Here is a 23291-nt window from a genome sequence, read left to right as displayed (position 1 = left end):
ATGTACGTCGCGATTTTGGAGTTTCCTCATGAGGTGACCGTCTCCTGCCTGCGGGTGTTGGACGGGAACGCCGAAAGGATCCAGACGTGGCTACAGCTCCTGGCATTCCCTCGCGCCGGCCTTTCGGAGCGCTGCGATGAAGGTCCTGTCGGTGTTCGGCACGCGACCGGAAGCGATCAAGATGGGGCCGCTGGTAAGGGCCTTGGCGGAGGCTGCGGACATCGAATCGGTGGTCTGCATCACCGGCCAGCACCGGGCGATGCTGGACCAGGTGATGTCGCTGTTCGCGATCACCGCCGACCATGACCTCGATGTCATGGTGCCCAACCAGACGCTCAATGGCCTGTGTTCCAAGCTGTTCGAACGGCTTGACGCGCTCTACACGCAGGTTCGCCCGGACCGGGTACTGGTGCACGGCGATACCACCACGGCGATGACCGCCGCACTGGCCGCGTTCCACCACCGCATTCCGATCGGTCACGTCGAGGCCGGCCTGCGCACCGGCGACATCAACCGGCCGTGGCCGGAGGAAATGAACCGGCGGGTGATCGATGTGGTCGGCCACCAGCTGTACGCGCCCACGCCCAGCTCGCGCGCCAACCTGGCCGGTGAACACCTGGGCGGGCAGATCCTGGTCACCGGCAATACCGTCATCGATGCCCTGCAGCAGACCGTAGAGCGGCTGGATGCCGACCCGGCGCTGCGTGCGCGGGCTGACGAACCCTTCCACATGCTTGACCCCGATCGTCGCCTGCTGCTGGTCACCGGCCACCGTCGCGAGAGCTTCGGCCAGGGCTTCGAGGACATCTGCCGTGCACTGGCCGAACTGGCCCGGCGGCCGGACCTGCAGGTGCTGTATCCGGTGCATCTCAACCCGAACGTGCAGGGCCCGGTCAACGCCCACCTCGGCCATCTCGACAACGTGCACCTGGTACCGCCGCAGGACTACCTGCGCTTCGTGCGCCTGATGCAGCGCGCCGACGTCATCCTCACCGACTCCGGTGGCGTGCAGGAAGAAGCGCCTGCGCTGGCCAAGCCCGTGCTGGTCATGCGCGACGTCACCGAACGCCCGGAGGCGGTCGAGGCCGGAGTGGTGACGCTGGTCGGCACCAGGCCCTCGCGCATTGTCGAGGCGGTCAACGCGGCACTGGCACAACCACCGCACCCGACCCGCTTCGATCCCGACGCCAGCCCCTACGGCGATGGCCGTGCCAGCGCGCGCATCGTCGCCGCCCTGCGTGGCACGCCCCTTCCCGAATTCTCGCCCGGCCTCCGCAACAGCGGTGCCGCCCACTCCCATCCACGCGAAGTGACGCCATGACCCAGACCGGCCGCTCTCCCCTGTTTGCATCCGCCGCCGCGTTCGTCCTGTCGGGCGTGGTTGCCAGTGCCCATGCCGCCGACAGCGTCGCCGGCCAATTCGCCGAATGGAGCGGCGACAGCACGGTCAACCGGCAGATGACCTTGCGTGAACTCGGTTTCCGCCAACCGCTGGTGCTCAGCGGGCAGGAGAGCCAGCGCGAGGTCTACCTGCCGGTGCCGGCCGGCGTCGCCACCCGCGATGCGCAGCTGCAGCTGGACGGGCGCTATGTGCGCGGCCACGCCGGGCGCACTTCCGGCCTGTGGTCGGTCGATGGCGATCCGATCGCCGCGCGCTCGATCACCGACGCGCAGGGCGACGCCAGCCAGCTGCTGGCCATTGATGGCGAACCTCGCCAGAACGGCTTCGTGCGGGTCGGCGTCGGCTGGTGGTCGATCGTCTCCGACTACCAATGTGCCGACCAGAGCGCGCCGGCCAACGTGTTGCGGCTGTCGCCGGACTCGCGTTTCAGCTACCGCTTCGACGGCCGCGCCGTGGACACCGTGGCCAAGGCCTGGGGTGCGCTGCCACCGCAGGTGCGCCTGCTGGTGGACGGCAAGGCGCTGCAGGCGCCGGCCTACGATGCCGCCTGGCGCGTCGGTACCGCGTTGCAGGCCGGTGGCAAGCAGGTGCAGGTGGTGGCGCTGCCCAAGGTCGGTGACAGTGTCGACCTGGCCGGCATCAGCATCCCGGCCAGCCTGCAGGGCGTGCCGGCCTACGCTGCGCTGGCGAGGGGCGAGCGTGCGCATGCGATCAAGGACCTGGCCGAAGTGGGCGCGCTGCTGTCGCTGCGTGACAGCGGGCCCTTGGCCGCTGACGTGATGATCGGCAGTGATGCGCTGTGGGCCGGCGTACGCGCGGCACTGGACGCGCTGGCCGTACAGGTTGCGGCTACGGGTGCCGATGCGGGCGCTGCCTTCGCGGCGTGGCGCGGTACCGATATGGGCGGCCTGGAAAAGCCCACGGCCAACGCATCGGTCAGCGTGGTCGCCGTTGCTGGCCGTCCGACGCTGGTGGTCGACCCGGCGGCGGCGGGCAAGGTCGCCGGGTTGTTCGCCGAACAGTGGCGCAGCTATGCGCTGGGCCGCAGCCTGCAGGTCAGCGCGGCGGGAACACCGAAGCTGGACGGAGACCAGGTGCTGCTGAGCCGGCTCGGCAACATCGCCGGTACGATGGATGTGGTCACCCGCGCGGACCGCAGTGCCACCTTCGACCTCGGCGCGCTGTCGGCCGATGGGCGCCTGCCCGAGGAAGTGGTGATCGATGTCTCGGCGGCGCCCAACGCCGCCGGGCAGGGCGCGGTGGCCACGATCCATTTCAACGATTACCTGCTGGGCGGCAAGGTGTTGTCGGCCAATGGCCAGCCGCAACGGCTGGTGGCCAAGGTGCCGGCCTACGCGCTGTCGGCGCGCAACGAGATCCGCGTCAGCTTCCTGCGCCAGCCGGCACGACCTTATTGCCACGATCCCGCCACCGCCTATCCGGTCTCGATCCTGCCCAGCAGCCACCTGACCCTGGCCAAGCGGTCGCTGGGCAGTGATTTCGTCGGCGCCAGCAGTCAGCTGTCGCGCGGCAACCAGGTGTTCGTGCCTGCCACGTGGCTGCAGGATGCACCGGCATCGCTGCGCAAGGTGATTGCGGTGGCCAGTGCAGTGGGTGCCTCGCCGGAGGCGTCGGAACTGAAGGTGGTCGATGCCGGTGCGGCGGTCAGCCCGGGTGCGCCGTGGCTGGCGTTCGGTGTGGCGCCATCGGGTGTCGATGTGGCCGGCCTGAAGGACGGTCATCTGCTGATCGGCGGGAAGCCGCAGCCGCTGCTGGATGTCAGCGGGTTGGATCGTGCCGCGGTGGTGCAGGTCGGCACCTCCGGCGGCCAGCTCGGCGTGCTGTACAGCGACCTGGGCGCACAGGCACCGCCGTTCGGCGCACCGTTCCGGCTGCTGCGCGGTGATCTCGCCGTGCTCGACGGCAGTGATGCCGTGCGCGAATTCGACCGCCAGGATCCCTATGGCACGCGTATCGCGCAGGACGGCAATCCGCAATCGAAGTGGGAACGGCACATGGTCTGGTTGCTGCTGCTGGTCGGCGTGATCGTGTTCGCGCTGCTGGCCGCCCGCGTTACCCAGGTGCGCCGCCGCAAGTCCGCCAACACAGGGCACTGATCCACCGTGGACGGTCTGTTCTGGAACATCCAGCTGGCCAACTACTACGCTGCCCTGGAAACCACGGCGGCGGCGGTGGCCGTGCTGATCCTGATCTCCAGCCTCGATGACCTGTTCATCGATGTCTGGTACTGGGTGCGTGAGAGCTGGCGGGCGCTCACCATCAAGCGTCGCGAGGCGTACCGGCCACTGAGCCAGGAAGACCTGCTGCAGCGGCCGCAACAGCCGCTGGCGATCATGGTGCCGGCGTGGATGGAGTACGACGTCATCGCGCAGATGGTGGAGAACATGATCAACGTACTCGACTACCGCGAGTACGTGGTGTTCGTCGGCACCTATCCCAACGACCAGCAGACCATCGACGAAGTGGAGCGCATGCGCCGCCGCTACAAGCGCCTGCGCCGCGTGGAAGTGCCGCATGACGGGCCGACCAGCAAGGCCGACTGCCTGAACTGGCTGATCCTGGCCATCTTCGATTACGAGAAACGCCACGACATCGAGTTCGCCGGGGTGATCCTGCACGACAGCGAGGACGTGCTGCACCCGATGGAACTGCGCTTCTACAACTACCTGCTGCCGCGCAAGGACATGATCCAGTTGCCGGTCACCTCGCTGGACCGCGAGTGGTACGAACTGGTGGCCGGCGTCTACATGGACGAGTTCGCCGAATGGCATGCCAAGGATCTGGTGGTGCGCGAAAGTGTTTCCGGCATGGTGCCGTCGGCGGGCGTCGGCACCTGCTTCTCACGGCGCGCGCTGCTGGCACTGAGCGCGCAGACCGACAACCAGCCCTTCAACACCGACAGCCTCACCGAGGACTACGACGTCGGTGCGCGGCTGGCTGCGATGGGGATGCAGTCGATCTTCGCCCGCTTCCCGGTGCAGTTCCGCGTGCGTCGCCCGTCCTGGTTCGGCTGGGGCCCGGTACGCGAGCGCACCCAGCAGATGGCGCTGTGCGTGCGCGAGTACTTCCCCGACAACTTCCGCGCATCGTACCGGCAGAAGGCGCGGTGGGTGCTGGGCATCGGCCTGCAGAGCTGGGAGTCGCTGGGCTGGCGCGGCTCGCTGGCCACCAAGTACCTGCTGGCGCGCGACCGCAAGGGCATCATCACCTCGTTCGTCAGCATCATCGCCTACGTCATCTTCCTGCAGCTGCTGCTGTTCTGGCTGTTGAAGATGACCGGGCTGTGGACGATGCAGTTTCCCAGCGTGTTCCAGGCCGGTACCTGGCAGATGAACGTGGCGCTGCTGACCACGGCGGCGCTGGCGACCCGCGTCGTGCAGCGCTTCTACTTCGTCAACCGGCTGTATGGCTGGGAGCATGCGCTGATGTCGATCCCGCGCATGGTGGTCGGCAACATGATCAATTTCATGGCCACCGCACGCGCGTGGAAGGTGTTCCTGGCCTACCTGCTGTTCGGCAAGCGCATGGTCTGGGACAAGACCATGCACGACTTCCCGGATGCGGCGCAGCTGGTGCAGACCCGCAAGCAGCTCGGTGAGCTGTTGAGCACCTGGCAGGCGGTGGAACCCGAACGCCTGCAGCAGGCGCTGGATCAGCAGCAGGCAGGCCGCCAGCAGCCGTTGGGCCGCATCCTGCTCACCCAGGGCTGGCTGGATGATGAAACGCTGGCCGAGGCGATCGCCTTCCAGGGCGACCTGCCACGCGCGGTCATCGACGTGGACTACCTGCGCGCCTGCCAGTTCCCGGTCAGTGCCGATGCCTGCGTGCAATGGCGCATGCTGCCACTGCCACCGCGCCAGCAAGGCACCCTGCGGCTGGCCGTGGCCAGCCCATTGCCCGAAGAGGCGTTGGCACTGCTGAAGCAGGAAACCCGCAGCGAGCACGTTGAACAGAGCATCGCCCGCGAAAGCGAAATCAACGCGGGCCTGCGCCTGATCGGCGGCGACCGGCAGTGGCACCTGGACAACGTGCCCTTGCTGGGTGACCTGCTGGTGGAGATGCGCCTGATCGACCACGCGCGGTTCGAGATCGCACTGGACGACTACATGCCGCAGCGCGACGGCCGTATCGGCGATTACCTGGTGAAGCAGGGCATCACCACCGAGGAGGCCGTGGCCCAGGCCATGCAGGAACAGCGCCGGCGTGCGGCCACGCTGCAGTCACCGCCTCCCGGAGCCTTGCCGGCATGAAGACCACGCTGCTGTCCACCGTCATTGCTGTCGCGTTGGCCACGGCCAGCGTATCGGTACAGGCCCAGGCCGATGCGCAGCTGCCATTGTCTGGAGCTGCCTACCGTATCGCCGAACAGGCGTTTGCCGCCTATGAGCGTGGTGACTACCGAGCGGCGTACCAGCAGTCCACTGAAGCGATCCGGCTGCGCCCGGATGTGGTGCGGCTGCGCCTGCTGCAGATCTATGCGCTGCAGAAGCTCGGGCGTGGCGCAGAAGCGCAGCAGCAGGCGCGGCGTGCGCTGGACGCGGGGATGAAGGATCCGGCCTTGCCGGCGCTGGCGGCTGCCACCGCTGCACGTAGCGCGGCAACCGGAGGCGAAGGTGCGCGCACGACATCCCCATCGCGTCCGGTCGGCAGCGCCGCAGACCGCAGCAGGCAGCAGGCCTACGCGCTGGCCACCGAGGCGTACGCGGCCTATGACGCCGGGCGGATGGGAGAGGCGGCCAGCAAGGCCGAGCAGGCGTTCCGACAGCAGCCGAAACAGGGCGCATGGGCCCTGCTGTGGGTGGCGGCACTGGAGGCACAGCAACAGCCCGAACAGGCCGACGCCGCCATCGGCACCGCGCTGCAGCTGGGTGCACCGAATGCCGAGGCGCTGCGCACGCGGCGCGTGGCATTGGGTCGCCAACGCGCCCTGCTGCAGGCCCAGCAGGCCTATCAATCGCTGTCCGCAGGCGAGGATGCCGCCGCCATTGAGCATGCACACGCTGCCGTGGAACTGGCCCCCGACGTGGCTTCATACCGGCTGCTATTGATCACCGCGCAGCTGCAGGGCGATCAGCTGGCCGACGCTGAGCACAGTGCTGATCAGGCGTTGCAGGCCGACGGCCAGGATCTCAATGCACGGGTGATGCGCGGCTACCTGCGCCAGCGCCAGGGCAGTTCACTGCGGGCCAATGAGGATTTCGATGCGGCACTCGCCACGCCCGGGTCATCCATGCAGCAGCGCAACGTGCGTCTGCTGGCGGTGGATGCAGCGCTGGCCGCAGGTGATCGGATACGCGCAGCTGCACTGCTGGCACCGTTGCAGGCGGCGGTACCGCCAGCTGAAGGCGATGCACGGACACGGCAGCTTCTGCAGCAGGGCATCGAGCAACGCAGCCGGGCGATCCGCTCCAGTCGCGAGCTTCCGCGTATGAGCGCGCAGACCTATCCGGCGCCGTTCCAGCACTGCCAGTCGGGCGACACAGGCAATGTCTGCGAGTTGATGCCGGCCGACCTGCAGGGCGACGGCGGTGCCGCACAGCGTGCCTATGCTGCCTACGCGCGCGAGGACTACGCCGATGCCATCGGTGAGGCACGGCAGGCCGTGCAACTCGCACCGGACGACGCGAACCTGCAAGCCCTGCTGACCACCACGCTGGCAGCGGGCAACCGCGCACAGCAGGACGAAGCACGGCAGCGCCTGGATGCGGCACTGGCACAGCGTCCTGACGATGCGGAGGCGCTGATGCAGCGCGGCTACCTCAACCAGAAGGCGCACGAACCTGCGCAGGCACTGGCCGACTTCCGTGCCGCCGAGGCCACCGGCAAGGCACCGAAAAGCGTGGTGCTCGACCAGGCCTACGCCAGCGCAGCCAACGGCGATCATCCGCAGGCGGTGTCACTGCTGCGTAGCGCCATCGACCGCGCCGACGTCGGTGAGCTGCCGCTGGATGAGCATCAGCGCTACAACGTGCGCAATGCCATCGCCAACTATTCACGCGAGTGGGGCGTGGTCGCCTCGGCGGGTTTCCGGGGTGCGCGCCAGGCCGCGACCAATGTCGGCGGCGCAGCGATCAGCACGCCGGGTGATTCGGTGTTCAGTACGCTGGAGGCGTTCTGGCGGCCACCAGCGTTCAATGACCAGCATGGCACGCTGGAGCTCTACGCACGCCTGCTCAACACGCTGTACGACGAGGGCGGCACCTACGAGTCGATCCGTGCGGTGGATCCGTGCACCGGCGAATCAACGCCGGATGCGCGTGCACGCGCCGAGCGCCTCAGTCATTCGCGCTCGACCACCGGCTGGCCGTCCACCATCGCCTCGTTCGGCCTGCGCTACGCCTTTGGCCAGACCGGTTTGAGCGCCGGCATCGAGCGCCGCCAGTTCCTCGGCAGCGCAACCCGCCAGGGTGAGGTCTACCCCGCATCGGCGGCCGTGCAGTGCCGCCTGCAGCTGGCACTGAACCGGCCACTGGAAGCCAGCACGCTGGCGCGCTACCGCTTGGCCAGCGGTTCCGGCGGCTGGATGTCCTACCTGACCTACGGCTATTACCACGGCACCGATCTGCGCACCGATGTGAACCAGTGGTGGATGGTCAGTGGCTATGCGCAGGGGGGATATACCTGGGACGACAACGGTGCCACCTTCACCCTCGACGCGCACGATGCCAACGGCACGCCGGTGCGGCGGATCGGCGATGCCAACGGGCGCCTGCATCGCGAACAGTGGTTCGCTGCCGGTGAACTGCGTGCTGGCCGCAGCTTCCGTTTCGGCGCCGGGCAGACCCACTGGGTGGTCACGCCGTATGTGGTGGTGGGGGCGGACTGGCTCGACCAGCGCTCGCGCGTGCGCGATATCCGTTACCCGCTGTTCCCGGCACAGTCGTTTGCGCTCAACGATACGCAGCGCAGCTGGTCACTTGGCGCAGGACCGGGCGTGGGCGTGCGCTACTGGTTCCGCGAGGACCACTACAACACGCCGCGCTCCTACCTGGACCTGACCGTGCAGTACCGCTTCGCGATCGGCGGCGGTGATACGCAGCGCGCCAAGGGCCTGTTCGCCACCGCCATCCTCTACTACTGAGGCAGGCCCCAGCGTCGCCGCAGCGCTGCGGCCTGCGGTGTGTCCTGGGTCAGCCATGGCTCCAATGCATAGACCAGCACGTGCTGTGCGCCGCTGTCGCGTGCCCATGCCAACTGCCGCTGGATGCGTGCGGCATCGGCCGTTTCGCCCTTGAATCCGCTGCCGTCGGCGGGGCCGCCGGGCAGTTCGCGGAACAGTTCAACGATCGCATCGAAACCGATGCCGTTGGCATGGAGATGATCGAGCAGCGGTTGCATCTGCTGCACGTTGCCGGCGCCGGCCACCCCCACGCCGTCCTGCACCATGGGCCGCAGCGCTGCCTGTGCCAGCACTGCCTGCCACAGCGTGACCAGGCTGCCGTCGGTCTGCAGGCGGCTGAAGTAGCAGGACATCGCGCAGTCACCACCGCGTGCGCTGGCGGCCTGCACCAGGCCGTGCAGCCACTGTGCCAGCCACTGCTGGCGTGCCGGATCGGCCCAGTGGTACTGCTCCAGTTCGTAGGGCAGGTACCAGCCCCCGAAGGCGGGTTGCTGCGCCCAGGGCGCCTGTGCCAACCACTGGCGTGCGTGCGCCAGGCTGTCGGCCAGGAAGGCCTGCAGCGTGGCATCGTCGGCACCAATGGCCTGCCACCAGCGTTGCTGGAAGGGCAGGCCGACGCGGATGCGGATGTCGTTCTCGCTGGCGGCGGTGAACAGCTGCCGCAGGCTGCTGTCCGGCAACGACCAGTCGCCATCGCTGCCGCCGACGATGCCGGTCCACTGCAGTACCAGCTGCCGGCAGCCCAACGTACGTGCAAGCTTCAAGGATCGCTGCCAGTCGGCCAGGCCCCACTGCAGGTGGCTGCGCCACGGCTGCAGGAAGGTGCCATCGACCTGCACCGGCAACGAGCAGCCGGGCAGGGTGGTCAGCGCAGCGGCCAGCGGTGCCAGCACTGCCGCACGCAGCAGCCGGCGGCGCAACGGCGAAGACGGATCCGCGGGAAGGTCAGGCCGAACCATGCCCGCATCATCCCAGAGCACCGTGCGCAGCAGGTGAACCAGCGCCCGGTAGCGCCGGCCGCTGGCCGCTGGCCGAAGCGTGCTCTGGTAGTGCCGGCCGCTGGCCGGCACCGCCCAACGCTTACTCCAATGCGTAGCGCAGGGTAAACAGCACCGCCACCAGCCACACCGCCGGATGCACTTCGCGCCAGCGCCCGGTACCGGCCTTCAGTGCGGCATAGGCGATGAAGCCGAACGCCAGGCCATTGGCGATGGAGTAGGTGAACGGCATCGCCAGCGCGCACAGTGCCGCCGGCACCGATTCGGTCAGGTCGCTCCAGTCCACTTCCACCAGCTCACGCAGCATCAGCCCGGCCACGAACAGCAGTGCTGGCGCAGTGGCATAGCTGGGCACCATCGCCGCCAGCGGCGAGAACAGCAGCGCGGCCAGGAACAGTGCCGATACCACCAGTGCGGTCAGGCCGGTACGGCCACCTACCTGCACGCCCGAGGCGCTTTCGGCAAACGCGGTGGTACTGCTGGTACCGAGCATCGAGCCGGCCACGATCGCGGTGCTGTCGGCCAGCAGCGCACGGCCGAAGCGCTTCTGCGCGCCCGGAAGTTTCAGCAGGCCGGCGCGACCGACCACGCCGTACAGCGTGCCGGTGGCATCGAACACTTCCACCAGCACGAATACCAGCACCACCTGCAGCAGCACCGCGATCGGCGCACCGCCGTCATGGTGCAGCAGGCCCGGCAGGTCCAGCTGCAGGAAGGTGGGTGCCAGGCTCGGCGGCAGCGAGACCAGACCCTGGTACTGCACGTCGCCCAGCGCCCAGCCGGCGCCGGTCACCGCCAGGATGCCGATCAGGATCGCGCCACGGATGCGACGCGCTTCCAGCACCGCGATCAGCAGGAAACCGGCCAGCGCCAGCAGCGGCGGCGCCGTGTTCAACGGGCCCAGCGCCACCAGCGTGTCTTCATTGCCGACGATCACGCCGGATTTCTGCAGCGCGATGATCGCCAGGAACAGGCCGATACCGGCCACGATGGCCGAGCGCAGCGATGACGGAATACCCGACACCAGCCACGCACGCACGCCGGTCAGCGACAGCACCAGGAACACCAGGCCGGAGATGAACACCGCGCCCAGTGCCTGCTGCCACGGCAGGCCGGCAGCGCCGACCACAGTGAAGGCGAAGAACGCGTTCAGGCCCATGCCGGGCGCCATGCCGACCGGGAAGTTGGCGGCCAGCGCCATCACCGCCGAACCCAGTGCAGCCGCCAGGCAGGTGGCCACGAACACCGCGCCCGCATCCATGCCGGTGGTGCCGAGGATCTCGGGATTGACGAAGACGATGTAGGACATCGTCAGGAAGGTGGTGACACCGGCCAGCAGCTCGGTGCGCACGGTGGTGCCGTGCTGCTGCAGCTGGAACAGGCGCTCGAACAGGGACATGGGGGAATCTCGCGACAATAATGCGTCACGACCAACGGTCGTGACCTACCCGAATGCAGAACGTGGGTGCCGACCGTTGGTCGGTACGCTTCACAGCGTCACCACCAACGGTGGCGACCTACCAAAAGGAGAAAGGCCGCGCGAGCGCGGCCTTTCCTGTTGCCTTACTTCAGCGCCTTGAAGCGCAGGCGCTTCGGCGCAGCGTCGTCGCCCATGCGGCGGCGCTTGTCCTCTTCGTACTCGCGGTAGTTGCCCTGGAAGAACTCCACGTGCGAGTCGCCTTCGAACGCCAGGATGTGGGTCGCGATGCGATCCAGGAACCAGCGGTCATGCGAAATGACGAAGGTGTTGCCCGGGAACTCCAGCAGCGCATCTTCCAGCGCACGCAGGGTTTCGATGTCCAGGTCGTTGGACGGTTCGTCGAGCAGCAGCACGTTGCCACCCTGCAGCAGGGTCTTGGCCATGTGCAGGCGGCCACGCTCACCACCGGACAGCGAACCGACCATCTTCTGCTGGTCCTGGCCCTTGAAGTTGAAGCGGCCGATGTAGGCGCGCGACTGGATCTCGATGCCGTTGATGTTGAGGATGTCCAGGCCGCCAGCGATTTCCTGGAAGACGTTGTGGTTGCCTTCCAGCGCGTCGCGGCTCTGGTCCACGTAGGACAGCTTCACGGTCGGGCCGACCACGATCTCGCCGGTATCCGGCTTTTCCTGGCCGGTGATCATCTTGAACAGGGTCGACTTACCGGCACCGTTCGGGCCGATGATGCCGACGATGGCGCCGGCCGGCACCAGGAAGCTCAGGTTGTCGAACAGCAGGCGGTCGCCGAACTTCTTGGAGACGTTCTTGAACTCCATCACCGCATTGCCCAGGCGCTCGCCCGGCGGGATGAAGATTTCATTGGTCTCGTTGCGCTTCTGGTAATCGACCGACTGCAGCTCTTCCAGGCGGGCCAGACGGGCCTTGCCCTTGGTGCGGCCGCCCTTGGCGTTCTGGCGCGACCACTCCAGTTCCTTCTGGATCGCCTTCTGGCGAGCCTTTTCCTGGTTGTCTTCCTGCTTCAGGCGTTCATCCTTCTGGGTCAGCCAGTCGGTGTAGTTGCCCTTCCACGGAATGCCGCGGCCGCGGTCCAGTTCCAGGATCCACTCGGCGGCGTTGTCCAGGAAGTAGCGATCGTGGGTGACCGCCACCACGGTGCCGGTGTAGCGCGCCAGGAACTGTTCCAGCCATTCCACCGACTCGGCGTCGAGGTGGTTGGTCGGTTCGTCGAGCAGCAGCATGTCCGGCTTCTGCAGCAGCAGGCGGCACAGCGCTACGCGGCGCTTTTCACCACCGGACAGCTTGCCGACCACGGCATCCCACGGCGGCAGGCGCAGCGCATCGGCGGCCACGTCCAGCTGGTTCTCCAGGGTGTGCGCGTCGCCAGCGGCCAGGATCGCCTCCAGGCGCTCCTGTTCCTTGGCCAGCGCGTCGAAGTCGGCGCCTTCCTCGGCGTAGGCCAGGTACACCGCGTCCAGCGCGGCCTGGGCCTGCAGCACTTCGCCCACGCCTTCCTCGACCGCTTCACGCACGGTCTTGGTCGGGTCCAGTTCCGGTTCCTGCGCCAGGTAGCCGACCTTGATGCCCGGCTGCGGGCGGGCTTCGCCCTCGAAATCGGTGTCCACGCCGGCCATGATCTTCAGCACGGTGGACTTGCCGGCGCCGTTCAGGCCCAGCAGGCCGATCTTCGCGCCCGGGAAGAAGGACAGCGAGATGTCCTTGATGATCTGCCGCTTGGGCGGGACCACCTTGGACACGCGGTTCATGGTGTAGATGTATTGCGAGGACATGCGGTCTCCGTAGGCGCGGCCCTGCGCCCGACCCGTCACGGGAACATCCCGTTGCGGCAGCGGGCACAGACTGAAATGGAATACCGCCAATTATAGCCGGAACCGGTTCCGGGCCGCGCCCGGGCAGGGGCGCCGGGCTGGCCGCGGCCTGAATACCCGGTCACAGTCCTGTAGCGGGAAGCGTTTCCAGCCGGAAACGGTTCAGATCGGGTGCGCAATATGGGCTCACCACCCACCCGAGCAGAGGTCTGACATGCGCATCAATCGAGTAATGGCCGGCGCCGTGGCCCCGGCCTTCGCCGACAACGACCACCGCCGCGACCATGATCGCCGCGAGTGGCGCGAGGACCGCCGCGAGTGGCGCCAGGATCGCCGTGACTGGGAGCGCGACCGCCGCGAGGCCCGGCGCGACTACCGCCAGGATCGCCGCGAGTGGCACCGCGACCATGACCGCTACTACCGCCCGGCACCGCCGCGTGTGGTGTACCGCCCGGCCTATGGCCCGGGCTACGGCTGGAAGGTCGGCCATCGCTACCGCGACTACTACCGTGGCCCGGTCTATGTGGTGAACGACTACCCGCGCTATCACCTGCGTCGCCCGCCGTATGGCCACCACTGGATCCGCGATGACCGCGGCAACATGCTGCTGGTGGCCATCGCCACCGGTGTGATCGCCCAGTACGTGCTCAGCAGCCGCTGAGTCCGCAGCCACCTCCACGCATGGCGTGGATCTACCGGTACGCCGGTACAGCGCACTCGAAACCATACGGGGCCGGATTCCTTCGGGGATGCCGGCCCCGTCCGTTTCGGCCCCGGCAGGCCCGGTGCGGGGCTACAATCGGGGGCTGAGCCGTACCCCTTTTCCCTGCCTGCTGGAGTACCCGATGTTCCCGCGTGACGTCCGCATCGAATCCTACGATCCCGAACTGGCCAAGGCCATCGCCGCTGAGACCCAGCGCCAGGAAGACCACGTCGAGCTGATCGCCAGCGAGAACTACACCAGCCCGGCGGTGATGGAAGCGCAGGGCAGCCAGCTGACCAACAAGTACGCCGAAGGCTACCCGGGCAAGCGCTACTACGGTGGCTGCGAATACGTGGACATCGCCGAGCAGCTGGCGATCGACCGCCTGAAGCAGCTGTTCGGCGCCGACTACGCCAACGTGCAGCCGCACAGCGGCTCGCAGGCCAACCAGGCCGTGTACTTCGCTCTGCTGCAGCCGGGTGACACCATCCTCGGCATGAGCCTGGCCCACGGCGGCCACCTCACCCACGGTGCCAAGGTGAACGCCTCGGGCAAGCTGTTCAACGCCGTGCAGTATGGTGTGAACGACCAGGGCCTGATCGATTACGAAGAAGTCGAGCGCCTGGCCCTGGAGCACAAGCCGAAGATGGTCGTGGCCGGCTTCTCGGCCTACTCGCAGGTGATCGACTGGGCGCGCTTCCGCGCCATCGCCGACAAGGTCGGTGCCTACCTGTTCGTCGACATGGCCCACGTCGCCGGCCTGGTTGCTGCTGGCGTCTATCCCAGCCCGCTGGAACACGCGCACGTGGTCACCTCGACCACCCACAAGACCCTGCGCGGCCCGCGCGGCGGCATCATCGTCGCCAAGGGCGCCGACGAAGACCTGGTCAAGAAGCTGCAGTCGATCGTGTTCCCGGGCATCCAGGGCGGTCCGCTGATGCACGTCATCGCCGGCAAGGCCGTGGCCTTCAAGGAAGCGCTGGAACCGGGCTTCAAGGCCTACCAGCAGCAGGTGGTGAAGAACGCCCAGGCGATGGCCAACACGCTGATCGCGCGCGGCTACAAGATCGTCTCCGGCGGCACCCAGAACCACCTGATGCTGGTCGACATGATCGGCAAGGACGTGTCCGGCAAGGACGCGGAAGCCGCGCTGGGCAAGGCTCACATCACCGTCAACAAGAACTCGGTGCCGAACGATCCGCGTTCGCCGTTCGTGACCTCGGGCCTGCGCCTGGGTACTCCGGCGGTGACCACCCGTGGTTACGTCGAACAGGACTGCGTGGATCTGGCCAACTGGATCGCCGACGTGCTCGACGCACCGAACGATGACGCCGTCATCGCCCGCGTGCGCGACGCCGTCAGCGCGCAGTGCCGCAAGTACCCGGTCTACGGCTGATCGCAGCAGGGGTTGGATCCCTTCCCGCCGGGAAGGGCTCCGACCCCGGTATGGGAGTAACCGCGCATGGATGAGCGCCACCTCAAGTACCTCTACACCGTCCTGGCGGTGCTGTTCGGCCTGCCCAGCCTGGCGATGGGCGGCGCGGCGGCGACGATGCTGCTGCTGATGGGGCTGGGCCAGTTTGGTCATGGCACGCTGGCCTCGGTAACGGTGATGCCGCTGTGGGGCCTGGCCGGCATTGCCGGCTGCCTGGCCTGGTTGTGGCTCAGCGCGGGTTTTCTGCTGCAGGGGCGTGCCGGGCTGCACGTGCACCGCCTCTGGTGGTGGATGCTGCTGGCGGGCGGTCTCGCCGCCTTGCCGCCGCTGGGGCTGGCGCTGTGGTGGGGCATCGCCGTGCACGGCGAAGGCCTCGGCTTGTTGCTGCTGGGCCCGTCGATGCTGGTGCCGGCTGCGATGCTGGTGTGGATCAAACGCCGCGGATGATGCGGCCCAGGGAAGGAAACCGAACGCATGGATGAGCGTCTGCACAAACGCTGGATGGCCATTGCCGGCCTGTTGGTGGGCCTGCCCACGGTGGCCGCCGGAGGCACGGGTGCCGTGCTGGGTCTGATGGTCGTATGGGATGGCAAGTACCTGACCGGTGACGAGTACAGGATCCTGCTGCTGTGGTCGTCGGCCGGGATCATCGGCCTGCTGTCGTGGTTGTGGCTGAGCGGCCTGTTCCTGTGGCGCGGTGTCAGCGGCCTGCGCCAATCGCCGGTTGTCGCCTGGGTCGGCCTGGCGCTGGGGACCCTGGCCGCGCTGGGCGTGGTTGGCGCCACGCTGTACTTCACCTTCAAGCACGGGGAGATCTCGACCCTGGCCTTCCTCGGGTTCGGCCCGCCGTTGCTGGTGATGGCAGGGCATCTGGCGTGGCTGCGTTGGGCGCGCGCGGCCTCGGCGCCGCCGGCACCCGGTTGAACGCGCAGCCGTGACCGCGCTGGCGGCTCTGTTCGGCCGAAATGCAGGCACTTCCGCGCAGACAGCATTTGCTGCGGGGCCCTTTCTCAGGTACCTTTGCGACGCTGCCATGACCGTGGCAATAGGTACTTTCCTGAGCCAGGCGTTCCATGCACTGCCCCTTCTGCCAACATGCCGATACCCGGGTCATCGACTCGCGCGTCTCCGAAGACGGCGCGACGATCCGTCGTCGGCGTGAATGCGAAGCCTGTGGCGAGCGCTTCAGCACCATGGAAACGGTGGAGTTGAAACTGCCCGCCATCGTCAAGAGCGATGGCACTCGTGAAGCATTCGACCAGCGCAAGGTCCGCGCTGGCTTCGACCGCGCGCTGCAGAAGCGTGCGGTGGCCGAAGACAAGATCGAAGCGGCGGTACGCGCCGTGGTCCACCAGCTGCGCATCAGCGGCGAGCGCGAAGTGCCCTCGATCAAGGTCGGCGAGTTCGTCATGAACGAACTGCGCAAGCTCGACCATGTCGGCTACGTACGCTTCGCGTCGGTCTACCGCAGCTTCGAGGACGTGGCCGATTTCCGCGAGGAGATCGAGAAGCTGGAGCGCGACCTGCCCTCCAGTACCGAACAGCTGCAGCTGCTGGGCGACGTGATCGCCCTGACCAAGAAGAAGAAGGGCTGACGCCCCGGTAGATGCCAACCTTGGTTGGCACAGATATCTGCTTCGGTGGGTGCCAACCGTTGGTTGGCACAGTGGCGCCCATCCACGCATGGCGTGGATCTACACCGCCACCAACGGCGCTACCATGGCCGCATGACCACCCCGTTCTCCGTTCTCGACCACCTGCACATGGCCAACGCACTGCGTCTGGCCGAGCGTGCCGCCTACACCACCCGCCCCAACCCGATGGTCGGCTGCGTCATCGCCCACGGCGAACGTGTGGTCGGGCAGGGCTGGCACCAGCGCGCCGGTGGACCGCACGCTGAGGTGTTCGCCCTGCGCGAGGCCGGCGGCGAAGCACGCGGTGCCACCGCCTACGTCACCCTGGAACCGTGTGCGCACTATGGGCGTACGCCGCCGTGTGCGCTGGCCCTGATTGAAGCAGGCGTGTCGCGCGTGGTTGCCGCCATGCGCGATCCGTTCCCGAAGGTCGATGGGGGTGGCTTCGATCTGCTGCGCAACGCCGGCATCGAGGTCGCCGAAGGGCTGATGGCGGTGCAGGCGCGTGAGCTCAACAAGGGCTTCCTGTCGCGCGTGGAGCGCAACCGACCGTGGTTGCGGGTGAAGCTGGCAGCCAGCCTCGACGGTCGCACCGCGATGGCCGATGGCAGTTCCAAGTGGATCACCGGGCCGGCTGCGCGCGAGGACGTGCAGCACTGGCGCGCCCGCGCAGGCGCGATCCTGACCGGCGCAGATACGGTGCTTGCCGACGACCCGATGCTGACCGTGCGCCTGGCGGACACCGAAGTGATGCCGCCGTTGCGCGTGGTACTCGATGCGCGCCTGCGCTCGCTCGAATGCAGGCGCGTGCGCGAGGGCGGGGCACCGACGCTGTACCTGCACGATGCAGCGGTGAGTGCACCGGATGCGGCCGATGCCGAATTCGCCAGCGTGCCCAGTGTTGACGGCCGTCTCGATCTTGGCGCGGTGTTGGCACTGCTGGCCGAACGCGGCATCAACGAGGTGCATACCGAAGCCGGCGCGACGCTGGCCGGTGCCTTGCTGCACGGCGGCTGGGTGGACGAACTGCTGCTGTATCAGGCGCCCACGCTGCTGGGCGATACCGGTCGCCCGCTGCTGGCCGGCCTCGGCATCGATGCCATGGACCAGCAGCGCCGCCTGCGCGTGGTTGACCAGCGTCAGGTCGGTGAGGACATCAGGCTGCTGCTGCGCCCGTGAGGGAATGACGCAGAGCATGGGCTACGTCCTTGTCGTCAGGCGTCTTCGTCGTCTTCTTCGCCGACCGGGCACTGGCCCTTCCACTGCTGCTTCCACAGCGCATGCAGGTTGCGGCAGTACGCGCCCAGTGCCTCGCCCGGCAGGTTCTTCGCCTTCAATCGCAGCTGGTGACGGGTAAAACCGTCGTCGTACTCATGCGGCAATACCAGCACTGCGCACTGATCGTGATACATCAGGAACGCGTGGCAGTCGTCGTCTTCGCTCATCCACGCATCCAGCTGCCTGTCGCTCAGCAGGGTTGACTCGAAGGCAACCGCTGGGATGACCGAGAAGGTCGTAATCCTGGACTTGGGTACTTTGGCTTGCCCGCACGCCGTCAACGCCAGCAGCGCCATCAGCATGACCATGGTCGACGTCGTGCGGTGTTTCATGCGGTTGCCCCGATGGAAGAGGGCAACAGCATTGACCATGCGGGCCGCACAGGGCCATGCAACGGTTCTGAAAGTGCGGGTGCAGTCGTCATCCGCGACCGAGAGCCGAGCGTGGGCTCGGCTCTACACGCGGCTCACGCGCACTCGTCGGTCCACATCATCTCGGCGATCGGGCGCAGTGCCTTGCACTCCTGCGTCATCTCATCGGCCGACTGCACCTGTGCCTTGGCCTTCAGTTCCTCGGCCATGGCGTCCACGCCGCTGATCTGGTCCGGTGCGATCTTCGCCACGCAGGCACGATGCTGCTGCAGCAGCAGGTCGCAGCCCGGTACGCCGGTCACCTTCGGCGCGTTGGCCGCCTGCGCGTCCTGCATCCAGTCCTCGAACGGTGCCAGCGCACCGGCCACGGTGCCCACCAGGTCATCGAAGTTGCCGCTGTACCAGTAGCCGTTGTCCTTGGCCGGGTACAGGGTGAAGGTGCCGCTGACCGGCACGCGCGCGCCACTCTGCAGCGCTTGGGTGTAGGCATCGGTGAACTGCTTGCGCGAGGCCGGGCTGGCATCGGATGCGAGGCTGGCGGCGAACAGCGGGCGCACCTTGCCCAGGTCGGGCAGCTGGCAGCTGTAGGTGATCCGAGCCAGCTTCTGGTCTTCAACGTATTCGTTGTCTTCGATCACGCTCTTGGTGGCGCGGCACTTCGAATCACGCAGCGCCTTGGCATACAGCGCTTCGGTGGCTGCAGCGTCTACCTTGGCGCCGGTGCTGGCCAGTACGGTCTGCCAGGGTTCGGCCAATGCCTTGGCCAGCGCACCCGGGTTCGGGGTCACAGCGTCCTGGCCTTCGAATGCCGGTTTCAGTGCGTCGTTGAGCGCGCGCGTGGCGGTCGCGTCGTCTTCCAGCAGGGTGCGTGCATACAGGTCGAACGCCTGTTCGGGCGACAGCGTGGCCGGGGCGGCCGTGGCGATCAGCGGGGCGCACAGCAGCATGCTGGCCAGCAGAGTACGGGTGGGGGTCTTCATGACGGTGTTTTCCTGTTCCAGAGGCGCGCAAGCCTAGCGCATCTGCGTGGACTTTCGATGGCGCGATGGGGTCACGAGGTCGTGTATGGCGGCCAAAAAAACGGGCCCCTTGCGGGGCCCGTTCGATCGCACGACGAGGAGCGATCGCTGGATCAGAAGCTGGCGCGGACGCCGGCCGAGTACTGGGTGACGTCGCGGTAGCCGGAGATCTCGCCCACCAGACCCCAGGTCCTGGTGAAGTTGATCTGGCCACCGATGGTGCCGACCCAGGTGCCCTTGTAGTTGTTGCCGCCGTCCATGTAACCGGCCTTGGCCCAGGCTTCGGTCATGCGCGACGGCTTGCCGCGGATGCCCATGGTGGCGCGGGCCAGGTTGGTATGGTCCTTGTAGCGGTCGCTGTAGCCGTCATAACGATCGGTCAGCTCAGCGTTCTGGCGCACCCAGGCGATGTCGGCGGTGAAGTCGACGCGGTCGGTCCACGGCATGTGGTAGCCGATGCCCAGCTCCGGCTGATTCAGTTCAACCTTCAGCGAACCGTCGCTGTAGTGATAGGTCTTGCTGGTGCGCGACCAGCCACCGAACACGTAGACCTGTTCGGCGATGGCCACGGAGCCACGCAGGTAGCCGCCGTCGACCTTCGGGTCGTCCAGTGCGTTGTCGTCAACCTTGACCTGCGTCCAACCGCCTTCAACGTAGGTGTAGCTCAGGGCGTCGGCCGAAGCCGAGAGCGGGGCGGCGGCCAGCAGGGCGGCCACGATCAGCATCTTGCGCATGGGAATTCCTGTGAATTTCAGTCCTTTGGCGGGCCTGCCCAGCGGGCTGCCCGTGGCGACCTCATGTCGTCCGGGGCAGAATTTTAATGAAAGTTTTACAAATTGCGAGCGACGGCCGTCACAGCTGTGGCATCCGACCCCGTTCAGCAGGGGCTGGTACACTACGCCGGCCGGTTCGCCGGTACACAAACGTCTTCAGGGCGGGGTGCAATTCCCCACCGGCGGTAGGTGCGCAAGCACGAGCCCGCGAGCGCCCCGGCCCACGGCCGGGGGTCAGCAGATCCGGTCCAATTCCGGAGCCGACGGTCATAGTCCGGATGAAAGAAGACGGTGCCACAGGGCTCATGCCCTGCGTGCGCCTGTTTGCCTTGCGGCGTTTTTCGCTCACTTTTCGCGGAGAACGTTACTTGTTTACTGGAATCATCGAAGGCGTCGGCCGTCTGGCCGCACGCGAATCCATCGGCGGCGATGTCCGCTTCACCTTCAATGTCGGGAATCTGCCGTTCGACAACGTGCAGATGGGCGAGAGCATTGCCATCAACGGCGTCTGCCTCACCGTCATCGCATTCGACGCCAGCAGCTTCCAGGCCGATGCCTCCACCGAGACCCTGGGCCTGACCACGCTGGGCCAGCTGGGCGAGGGTGCGGTCATCAACCTGGAGCGCGCCATGCGCCCGACCGACCGCCTTGGCGGCCATCTGGTCAGCGGCCACGTCGACGGCCTCGGCCAGGTGCTGTCCATCCACGAAGACGCACGTGCCCAGCGCTGGCGTTTCGCCGCGCCGGCCTCGCTGCGCCGCTACATCGCCAAGAAGGGCTCGATCTGCGTGGACGGCGTCAGCCTCACCGTCAACGAAGTGGACGATGAAGGCTTTGAAGTCGCCCTGATCCCGCACACGGTGGCCAACACCGCCTTCTCCGCCGCAGGCGTGGGCAGCGCGGTCAATCTTGAAATCGATCTGGTGGCCCGATACGTGGAGCGCCTGATCAGTGTGCCGGCCAACGGTCAGCACCCACATGGAGATGCAGCATGAATTTCGCCCCGATTCCGGAAATCCTGGAAGACATCCGCCTGGGCCGCATGGTCGTCATCGTCGATGACGAAGACCGCGAGAACGAAGGCGACCTGATCATGGCCGCCGAGCTGGTCAAGGCCAGCGACATCAACTTCATGGTCACCCATGGCCGCGGCCTGGTGTGCCTGCCGCTGAACCGCACCCGCGCCGCCGATCTCGGCCTGGCGCCGATGGTGCAGGCCAATACCGCCCAGTTCCAGACCAACTTCACGGTCAGCATCGAGGCCGCCGAGGGCGTCACCACCGGCATCTCGGCGCATGACCGCGCCCACACCATCCGCACCGCGGTGAAGCCCAACGCCAAGCCGTCGGACCTGCACCAGCCGGGCCATATCTTCCCGCTGATCGCCCAGCCGGGCGGCGTGCTGACCCGCGCCGGCCACACCGAGGCGGCCGTGGACATGGCCATGCTGGCCGGGCTGGAACCGGCCGGCGTGCTGGTGGAGATCCTGAACCCGGATGGCAGCATGGCACGCCGCCCGGAACTGGAAGTGTTCGCCCGCGAGCACGGTCTGAAGATGGGCTCCATCGCCGACCTGATCGCCTACCGCCTGGCCACCGAAAAGACCGTCGAGCGTGTGGACGAGCGCGAGATCGAGACCGAGTTCGGCCCGTTCAAGCTGGTCACCTACCGCGATCGCATCGCCCACGACGTGCATTTCGCCCTGGTGCGCGGCACCCCGGATGCGGACACCCCGACCCTGGTGCGCGTGCAGGTGGAAAACCCGCTGGCCGACCTGCTGCACTGGCGCCGCGATGACTTCGGCGTGGCCGCCACCGATGCCCTGCGCGCGATCGATGCCGAAGGCGCTGGCGTGATGGTGGTGCTGTCGGCCCCGCGCGACGGCGAGGCCCTGCTGGCCCGCCTGCGCCAGCAGCCGGCGCCGGTGGTACCGGGCAAGGACAAGGACGTGAGCCAGTGGCGCCGCAATGGTGCTGGCGCACAGATCCTGTCCGACCTGGGCCTGGGCAAGCTGCGCGTACTGGGCACCCCGCGCCGCCAGATCGGCCTGGCCGGCTACGGCCTGGAAGTGGTGGAGACGGTGACCCTGTAAGGGGTAGTGCCGGCCGTTGGCCGGCAACCGCAGTCCCCGTGATTGCCGGCCAGCGGCCGGCACTACCGGTGGGTGGCGACCCCGTGCCACCGGTGGGTGCCGACCGTTGGTCGGCACGCCCCGGGCCCCCATCGGCCACGGCCGGGGCCCATCCACGCTAGAATTACCCCCTTATCGAGTCCCCCAAGCCGCATATGAGCCACTTCGAAGGCGATCTTCGCACTCCCGAATCGGCGCGCTTCGCCATCCTGGCCAGCCGCTGGAACGCCCGCATCACCGACACGCTGGTCGCTGGCGCCCGCCAGAGCCTGGCTGGCAACGGCATCACCGAAGCCAACATCGACGTGATCCGCGTGCCGGGTGCCTGGGAACTGCCGCTGGTGGCCGCGCGCCTGGCCGCCGCCCATGAGCACGCCGCCATCCTCACCCTGGGCTGCGTGATCCGTGGCGATACCCGTCACTACGAACACGTGGCCGACCGCTGCGCCGAAGGCCTGATGCGCGTGCAGCTGGACTTCGGCGTGCCGGTGCTGAACGGCGTGCTGGCGGTGGAACGCGTTGAAGACGCCGAGGCCCGCGCAGGCGGGAGCCACGGCAACAAGGGCGAGGAAGTCGCACTCGCCGCATTGGAAATGGTCAATCTTCTGGAGCAGCTGCCATGAACAAGAACACCCAGGGCAAGCCCTCCGGTAAACCCGTCCGCCGCGATGGTGTCGATCCGGTGCTGCGCTCGCGCGCCCGCCGTCGTGCTGTGCAGGCCATCTACGCCTGGCAGATCTCCGGCGGCAACGCCCAGTCGCTGATCGCCCAGTTCGCCCACGAGCAGGCCCGCGAAATCGCCGACCTGGCGTACTTCGAAGCACTGCTGCACGGCGTGCTCGACAACCGCCGCGACATCGACGAAGCGCTCGGCCCGTACCTGGACCGTGGCATCGAAGAAGTGGACGCGATCGAACGCGCGGTGCTGCGCCTGGCGGCGTACGAGCTGCGCTACCGCTTGGACGTGCCGTACCGCGTGGTGATCAACGAAGCCATCGAATCGGCCAAGCGCTTCGGTTCCGAGCATGGCCATACCTACGTCAACGGCGTGCTGGATCGTGCCGCCGTGGAATGGCGGAAGGTCGAATCGGGTCACTGACCCACCTGTGGTAGTGCCGGCCGCTGGCCGGCAGCTGCAG

General features: G+C 67.3%; 20 protein-coding genes and 1 riboswitch. Of the genes, 14 read left to right on the top strand and 6 right to left on the bottom strand.

Features of this window, described 5'->3' with window-relative positions; all coding sequences use genetic code 11:
* Positions 1-136: 136 nt before the first annotated feature.
* Genes wecB through QRO95_RS05660 form a run of 4 tightly spaced genes read left to right on the top strand, consistent with a single transcriptional unit; the run spans position 137 to position 8504 of the window.
* Entirely contained in the window at positions 137-1321 is a 1185-nt protein-coding gene (gene wecB, locus QRO95_RS05675; RefSeq protein ID WP_049399830.1) for a non-hydrolyzing UDP-N-acetylglucosamine 2-epimerase, read from the top strand.
* On the top strand, positions 1318-3519 hold the full coding sequence (locus tag QRO95_RS05670; RefSeq protein WP_285301887.1) for a hypothetical protein: 2202 nt from the start codon (positions 1318-1320) through the stop codon (positions 3517-3519). Before wecB ends, QRO95_RS05670 begins: the two co-directional genes overlap by 4 nt.
* Positions 3520-3525: 6 nt before the next feature.
* Positions 3526-5673 (top strand): glycosyl transferase family protein, encoded by a 2148-nt coding sequence (locus tag QRO95_RS05665; protein WP_285301886.1) that lies wholly within the window; start codon positions 3526-3528, stop codon positions 5671-5673.
* The gene (locus QRO95_RS05660) at positions 5670-8504 is read left to right on the top strand and encodes an NfrA family protein (protein WP_285301884.1); all 2835 of its coding nucleotides are present in this window, start codon (positions 5670-5672) and stop codon (positions 8502-8504) included. The genes QRO95_RS05665 and QRO95_RS05660 overlap by 4 nt, the downstream gene beginning before the upstream one ends.
* Here QRO95_RS05660 and QRO95_RS05655 read toward each other — a convergent pair.
* The 3 genes from QRO95_RS05655 to ettA form a co-directional block, all read right to left on the bottom strand.
* Positions 8498-9502 carry a DUF4434 domain-containing protein gene (locus QRO95_RS05655; protein ID WP_285301883.1) on the bottom strand — a complete coding sequence of 335 codons (1005 nt, stop codon included), beginning with the start codon at positions 9500-9502 and terminating at the stop codon, positions 8498-8500. The genes QRO95_RS05660 and QRO95_RS05655 overlap by 7 nt on opposite strands.
* A gap of 121 nt (positions 9503-9623) precedes the next feature.
* The gene (locus tag QRO95_RS05650; RefSeq protein ID WP_005408048.1) at positions 9624-10940 is read right to left on the bottom strand and encodes an NCS2 family permease; all 1317 of its coding nucleotides are present in this window, start codon (positions 10938-10940) and stop codon (positions 9624-9626) included.
* A gap of 164 nt (positions 10941-11104) precedes the next feature.
* Positions 11105-12769, bottom strand: a complete 1665-nt coding sequence (gene ettA / locus QRO95_RS05645; protein WP_005412220.1) for an energy-dependent translational throttle protein EttA — start codon at positions 12767-12769, stop codon at positions 11105-11107.
* Between the two features lie 253 nt (positions 12770-13022).
* Between ettA and QRO95_RS05640 the strand changes: the two genes are divergently transcribed.
* The 6 genes from QRO95_RS05640 to ribD all read left to right on the top strand — a co-directional run bounded on the left by QRO95_RS05640 (position 13023) and on the right by ribD (position 17759).
* Entirely contained in the window at positions 13023-13469 is a 447-nt protein-coding gene (locus tag QRO95_RS05640) for an RcnB family protein (protein WP_049462846.1), read from the top strand.
* 184 nt (positions 13470-13653) lie between these two features.
* The gene (glyA, locus tag QRO95_RS05635) at positions 13654-14907 is read left to right on the top strand and encodes a serine hydroxymethyltransferase (RefSeq protein WP_285301882.1); all 1254 of its coding nucleotides are present in this window, start codon (positions 13654-13656) and stop codon (positions 14905-14907) included.
* A gap of 66 nt (positions 14908-14973) precedes the next feature.
* Positions 14974-15393 carry a hypothetical protein gene (locus QRO95_RS05630; protein WP_253143433.1) on the top strand — a complete coding sequence of 140 codons (420 nt, stop codon included), beginning with the start codon at positions 14974-14976 and terminating at the stop codon, positions 15391-15393.
* A gap of 27 nt (positions 15394-15420) precedes the next feature.
* On the top strand, positions 15421-15870 hold the full coding sequence (locus QRO95_RS05625; RefSeq protein WP_110711026.1) for a hypothetical protein: 450 nt from the start codon (positions 15421-15423) through the stop codon (positions 15868-15870).
* Between the two features lie 149 nt (positions 15871-16019).
* Positions 16020-16541 (top strand): transcriptional regulator NrdR, encoded by a 522-nt coding sequence (gene nrdR / locus QRO95_RS05620; protein WP_004143350.1) that lies wholly within the window; start codon positions 16020-16022, stop codon positions 16539-16541.
* Positions 16542-16673: 132 nt separating this feature from the next.
* A complete protein-coding gene (gene ribD / locus QRO95_RS05615) occupies positions 16674-17759 on the top strand; it encodes a bifunctional diaminohydroxyphosphoribosylaminopyrimidine deaminase/5-amino-6-(5-phosphoribosylamino)uracil reductase RibD (protein ID WP_285301879.1) in 1086 nt (361 codons plus the stop codon).
* Between the two features lie 35 nt (positions 17760-17794).
* Here the strand turns inward: ribD and QRO95_RS05610 are convergent, their stop codons facing one another.
* The 3 genes from QRO95_RS05610 to QRO95_RS05600 all read right to left on the bottom strand — a co-directional run bounded on the left by QRO95_RS05610 (position 17795) and on the right by QRO95_RS05600 (position 19982).
* The gene (locus QRO95_RS05610) at positions 17795-18190 is read right to left on the bottom strand and encodes a hypothetical protein (protein WP_285301878.1); all 396 of its coding nucleotides are present in this window, start codon (positions 18188-18190) and stop codon (positions 17795-17797) included.
* 134 nt (positions 18191-18324) lie between these two features.
* Positions 18325-19209, bottom strand: coding sequence for a hypothetical protein (locus tag QRO95_RS05605; RefSeq protein ID WP_032128043.1), 885 nt, complete (start codon positions 19207-19209; stop codon positions 18325-18327).
* A 152-nt stretch (positions 19210-19361) separates the two neighbouring features.
* Entirely contained in the window at positions 19362-19982 is a 621-nt protein-coding gene (locus QRO95_RS05600) for a hypothetical protein (protein WP_032128042.1), read from the bottom strand.
* Between the two features lie 187 nt (positions 19983-20169).
* Positions 20170-20315, top strand: a riboswitch (FMN riboswitch).
* A gap of 74 nt (positions 20316-20389) precedes the next feature.
* Between QRO95_RS05600 and QRO95_RS05595 the strand changes: the two genes are divergently transcribed.
* The 4 genes from QRO95_RS05595 to nusB all read left to right on the top strand — a co-directional run bounded on the left by QRO95_RS05595 (position 20390) and on the right by nusB (position 23251).
* Positions 20390-21016, top strand: coding sequence for a riboflavin synthase (locus tag QRO95_RS05595; RefSeq protein ID WP_065722764.1), 627 nt, complete (start codon positions 20390-20392; stop codon positions 21014-21016).
* Positions 21013-22113, top strand: a complete 1101-nt coding sequence (gene ribB / locus QRO95_RS05590; RefSeq protein ID WP_004143417.1) for a 3,4-dihydroxy-2-butanone-4-phosphate synthase — start codon at positions 21013-21015, stop codon at positions 22111-22113. Before QRO95_RS05595 ends, ribB begins: the two co-directional genes overlap by 4 nt.
* Before the next feature lie 194 nt (positions 22114-22307).
* Positions 22308-22775, top strand: a complete 468-nt coding sequence (gene ribH, locus QRO95_RS05585) for a 6,7-dimethyl-8-ribityllumazine synthase (protein ID WP_005408061.1) — start codon at positions 22308-22310, stop codon at positions 22773-22775.
* Positions 22772-23251, top strand: a complete 480-nt coding sequence (gene nusB / locus QRO95_RS05580; protein WP_005408062.1) for a transcription antitermination factor NusB — start codon at positions 22772-22774, stop codon at positions 23249-23251. The genes ribH and nusB overlap by 4 nt, the downstream gene beginning before the upstream one ends.
* The last annotated feature ends 40 nt before the right edge of the window (positions 23252-23291 follow it).

Origin of the sequence: Stenotrophomonas maltophilia group sp. Smal13 (genome assembly GCF_030236855.1) — a bacterium.
In the GTDB taxonomy this organism is placed as follows: domain Bacteria; phylum Pseudomonadota; class Gammaproteobacteria; order Xanthomonadales; family Xanthomonadaceae; genus Stenotrophomonas; species Stenotrophomonas maltophilia_A.
This window is presented reverse-complemented; position numbering and strand designations above follow the sequence as displayed.

What these genes read in the sequence shown, in the direction of transcription:
- wecB (WP_049399830.1), top strand. Translation starts at nt 137, where the DNA reads ATGAAGGTCCTGTCGGTGTTCGGCACGCGACCGGAAGCGATCAAGATG.
- QRO95_RS05670 (WP_285301887.1), top strand. Translation starts at nt 1,318, where the DNA reads ATGACCCAGACCGGCCGCTCTCCCCTGTTTGCATCCGCCGCCGCGTTC.
- QRO95_RS05660 (WP_285301884.1), top strand. Translation starts at nt 5,670, where the DNA reads ATGAAGACCACGCTGCTGTCCACCGTCATTGCTGTCGCGTTGGCCACG.
- QRO95_RS05655 (WP_285301883.1), bottom strand. Translation starts at nt 9,502, where the DNA reads ATGGTTCGGCCTGACCTTCCCGCGGATCCGTCTTCGCCGTTGCGCCGC.
- QRO95_RS05650 (WP_005408048.1), bottom strand. Translation starts at nt 10,940, where the DNA reads ATGTCCCTGTTCGAGCGCCTGTTCCAGCTGCAGCAGCACGGCACCACC.
- ettA (WP_005412220.1), bottom strand. Translation starts at nt 12,769, where the DNA reads ATGTCCTCGCAATACATCTACACCATGAACCGCGTGTCCAAGGTGGTC.
- QRO95_RS05640 (WP_049462846.1), top strand. Translation starts at nt 13,023, where the DNA reads ATGCGCATCAATCGAGTAATGGCCGGCGCCGTGGCCCCGGCCTTCGCC.
- glyA (WP_285301882.1), top strand. Translation starts at nt 13,654, where the DNA reads ATGTTCCCGCGTGACGTCCGCATCGAATCCTACGATCCCGAACTGGCC.
- QRO95_RS05630 (WP_253143433.1), top strand. Translation starts at nt 14,974, where the DNA reads ATGGATGAGCGCCACCTCAAGTACCTCTACACCGTCCTGGCGGTGCTG.
- QRO95_RS05625 (WP_110711026.1), top strand. Translation starts at nt 15,421, where the DNA reads ATGGATGAGCGTCTGCACAAACGCTGGATGGCCATTGCCGGCCTGTTG.
- nrdR (WP_004143350.1), top strand. Translation starts at nt 16,020, where the DNA reads ATGCACTGCCCCTTCTGCCAACATGCCGATACCCGGGTCATCGACTCG.
- ribD (WP_285301879.1), top strand. Translation starts at nt 16,674, where the DNA reads ATGACCACCCCGTTCTCCGTTCTCGACCACCTGCACATGGCCAACGCA.
- QRO95_RS05610 (WP_285301878.1), bottom strand. Translation starts at nt 18,190, where the DNA reads ATGAAACACCGCACGACGTCGACCATGGTCATGCTGATGGCGCTGCTG.
- QRO95_RS05605 (WP_032128043.1), bottom strand. Translation starts at nt 19,209, where the DNA reads ATGAAGACCCCCACCCGTACTCTGCTGGCCAGCATGCTGCTGTGCGCC.
- QRO95_RS05600 (WP_032128042.1), bottom strand. Translation starts at nt 19,982, where the DNA reads ATGCGCAAGATGCTGATCGTGGCCGCCCTGCTGGCCGCCGCCCCGCTC.
- ribB (WP_004143417.1), top strand. Translation starts at nt 21,013, where the DNA reads ATGAATTTCGCCCCGATTCCGGAAATCCTGGAAGACATCCGCCTGGGC.
- ribH (WP_005408061.1), top strand. Translation starts at nt 22,308, where the DNA reads ATGAGCCACTTCGAAGGCGATCTTCGCACTCCCGAATCGGCGCGCTTC.
- nusB (WP_005408062.1), top strand. Translation starts at nt 22,772, where the DNA reads ATGAACAAGAACACCCAGGGCAAGCCCTCCGGTAAACCCGTCCGCCGC.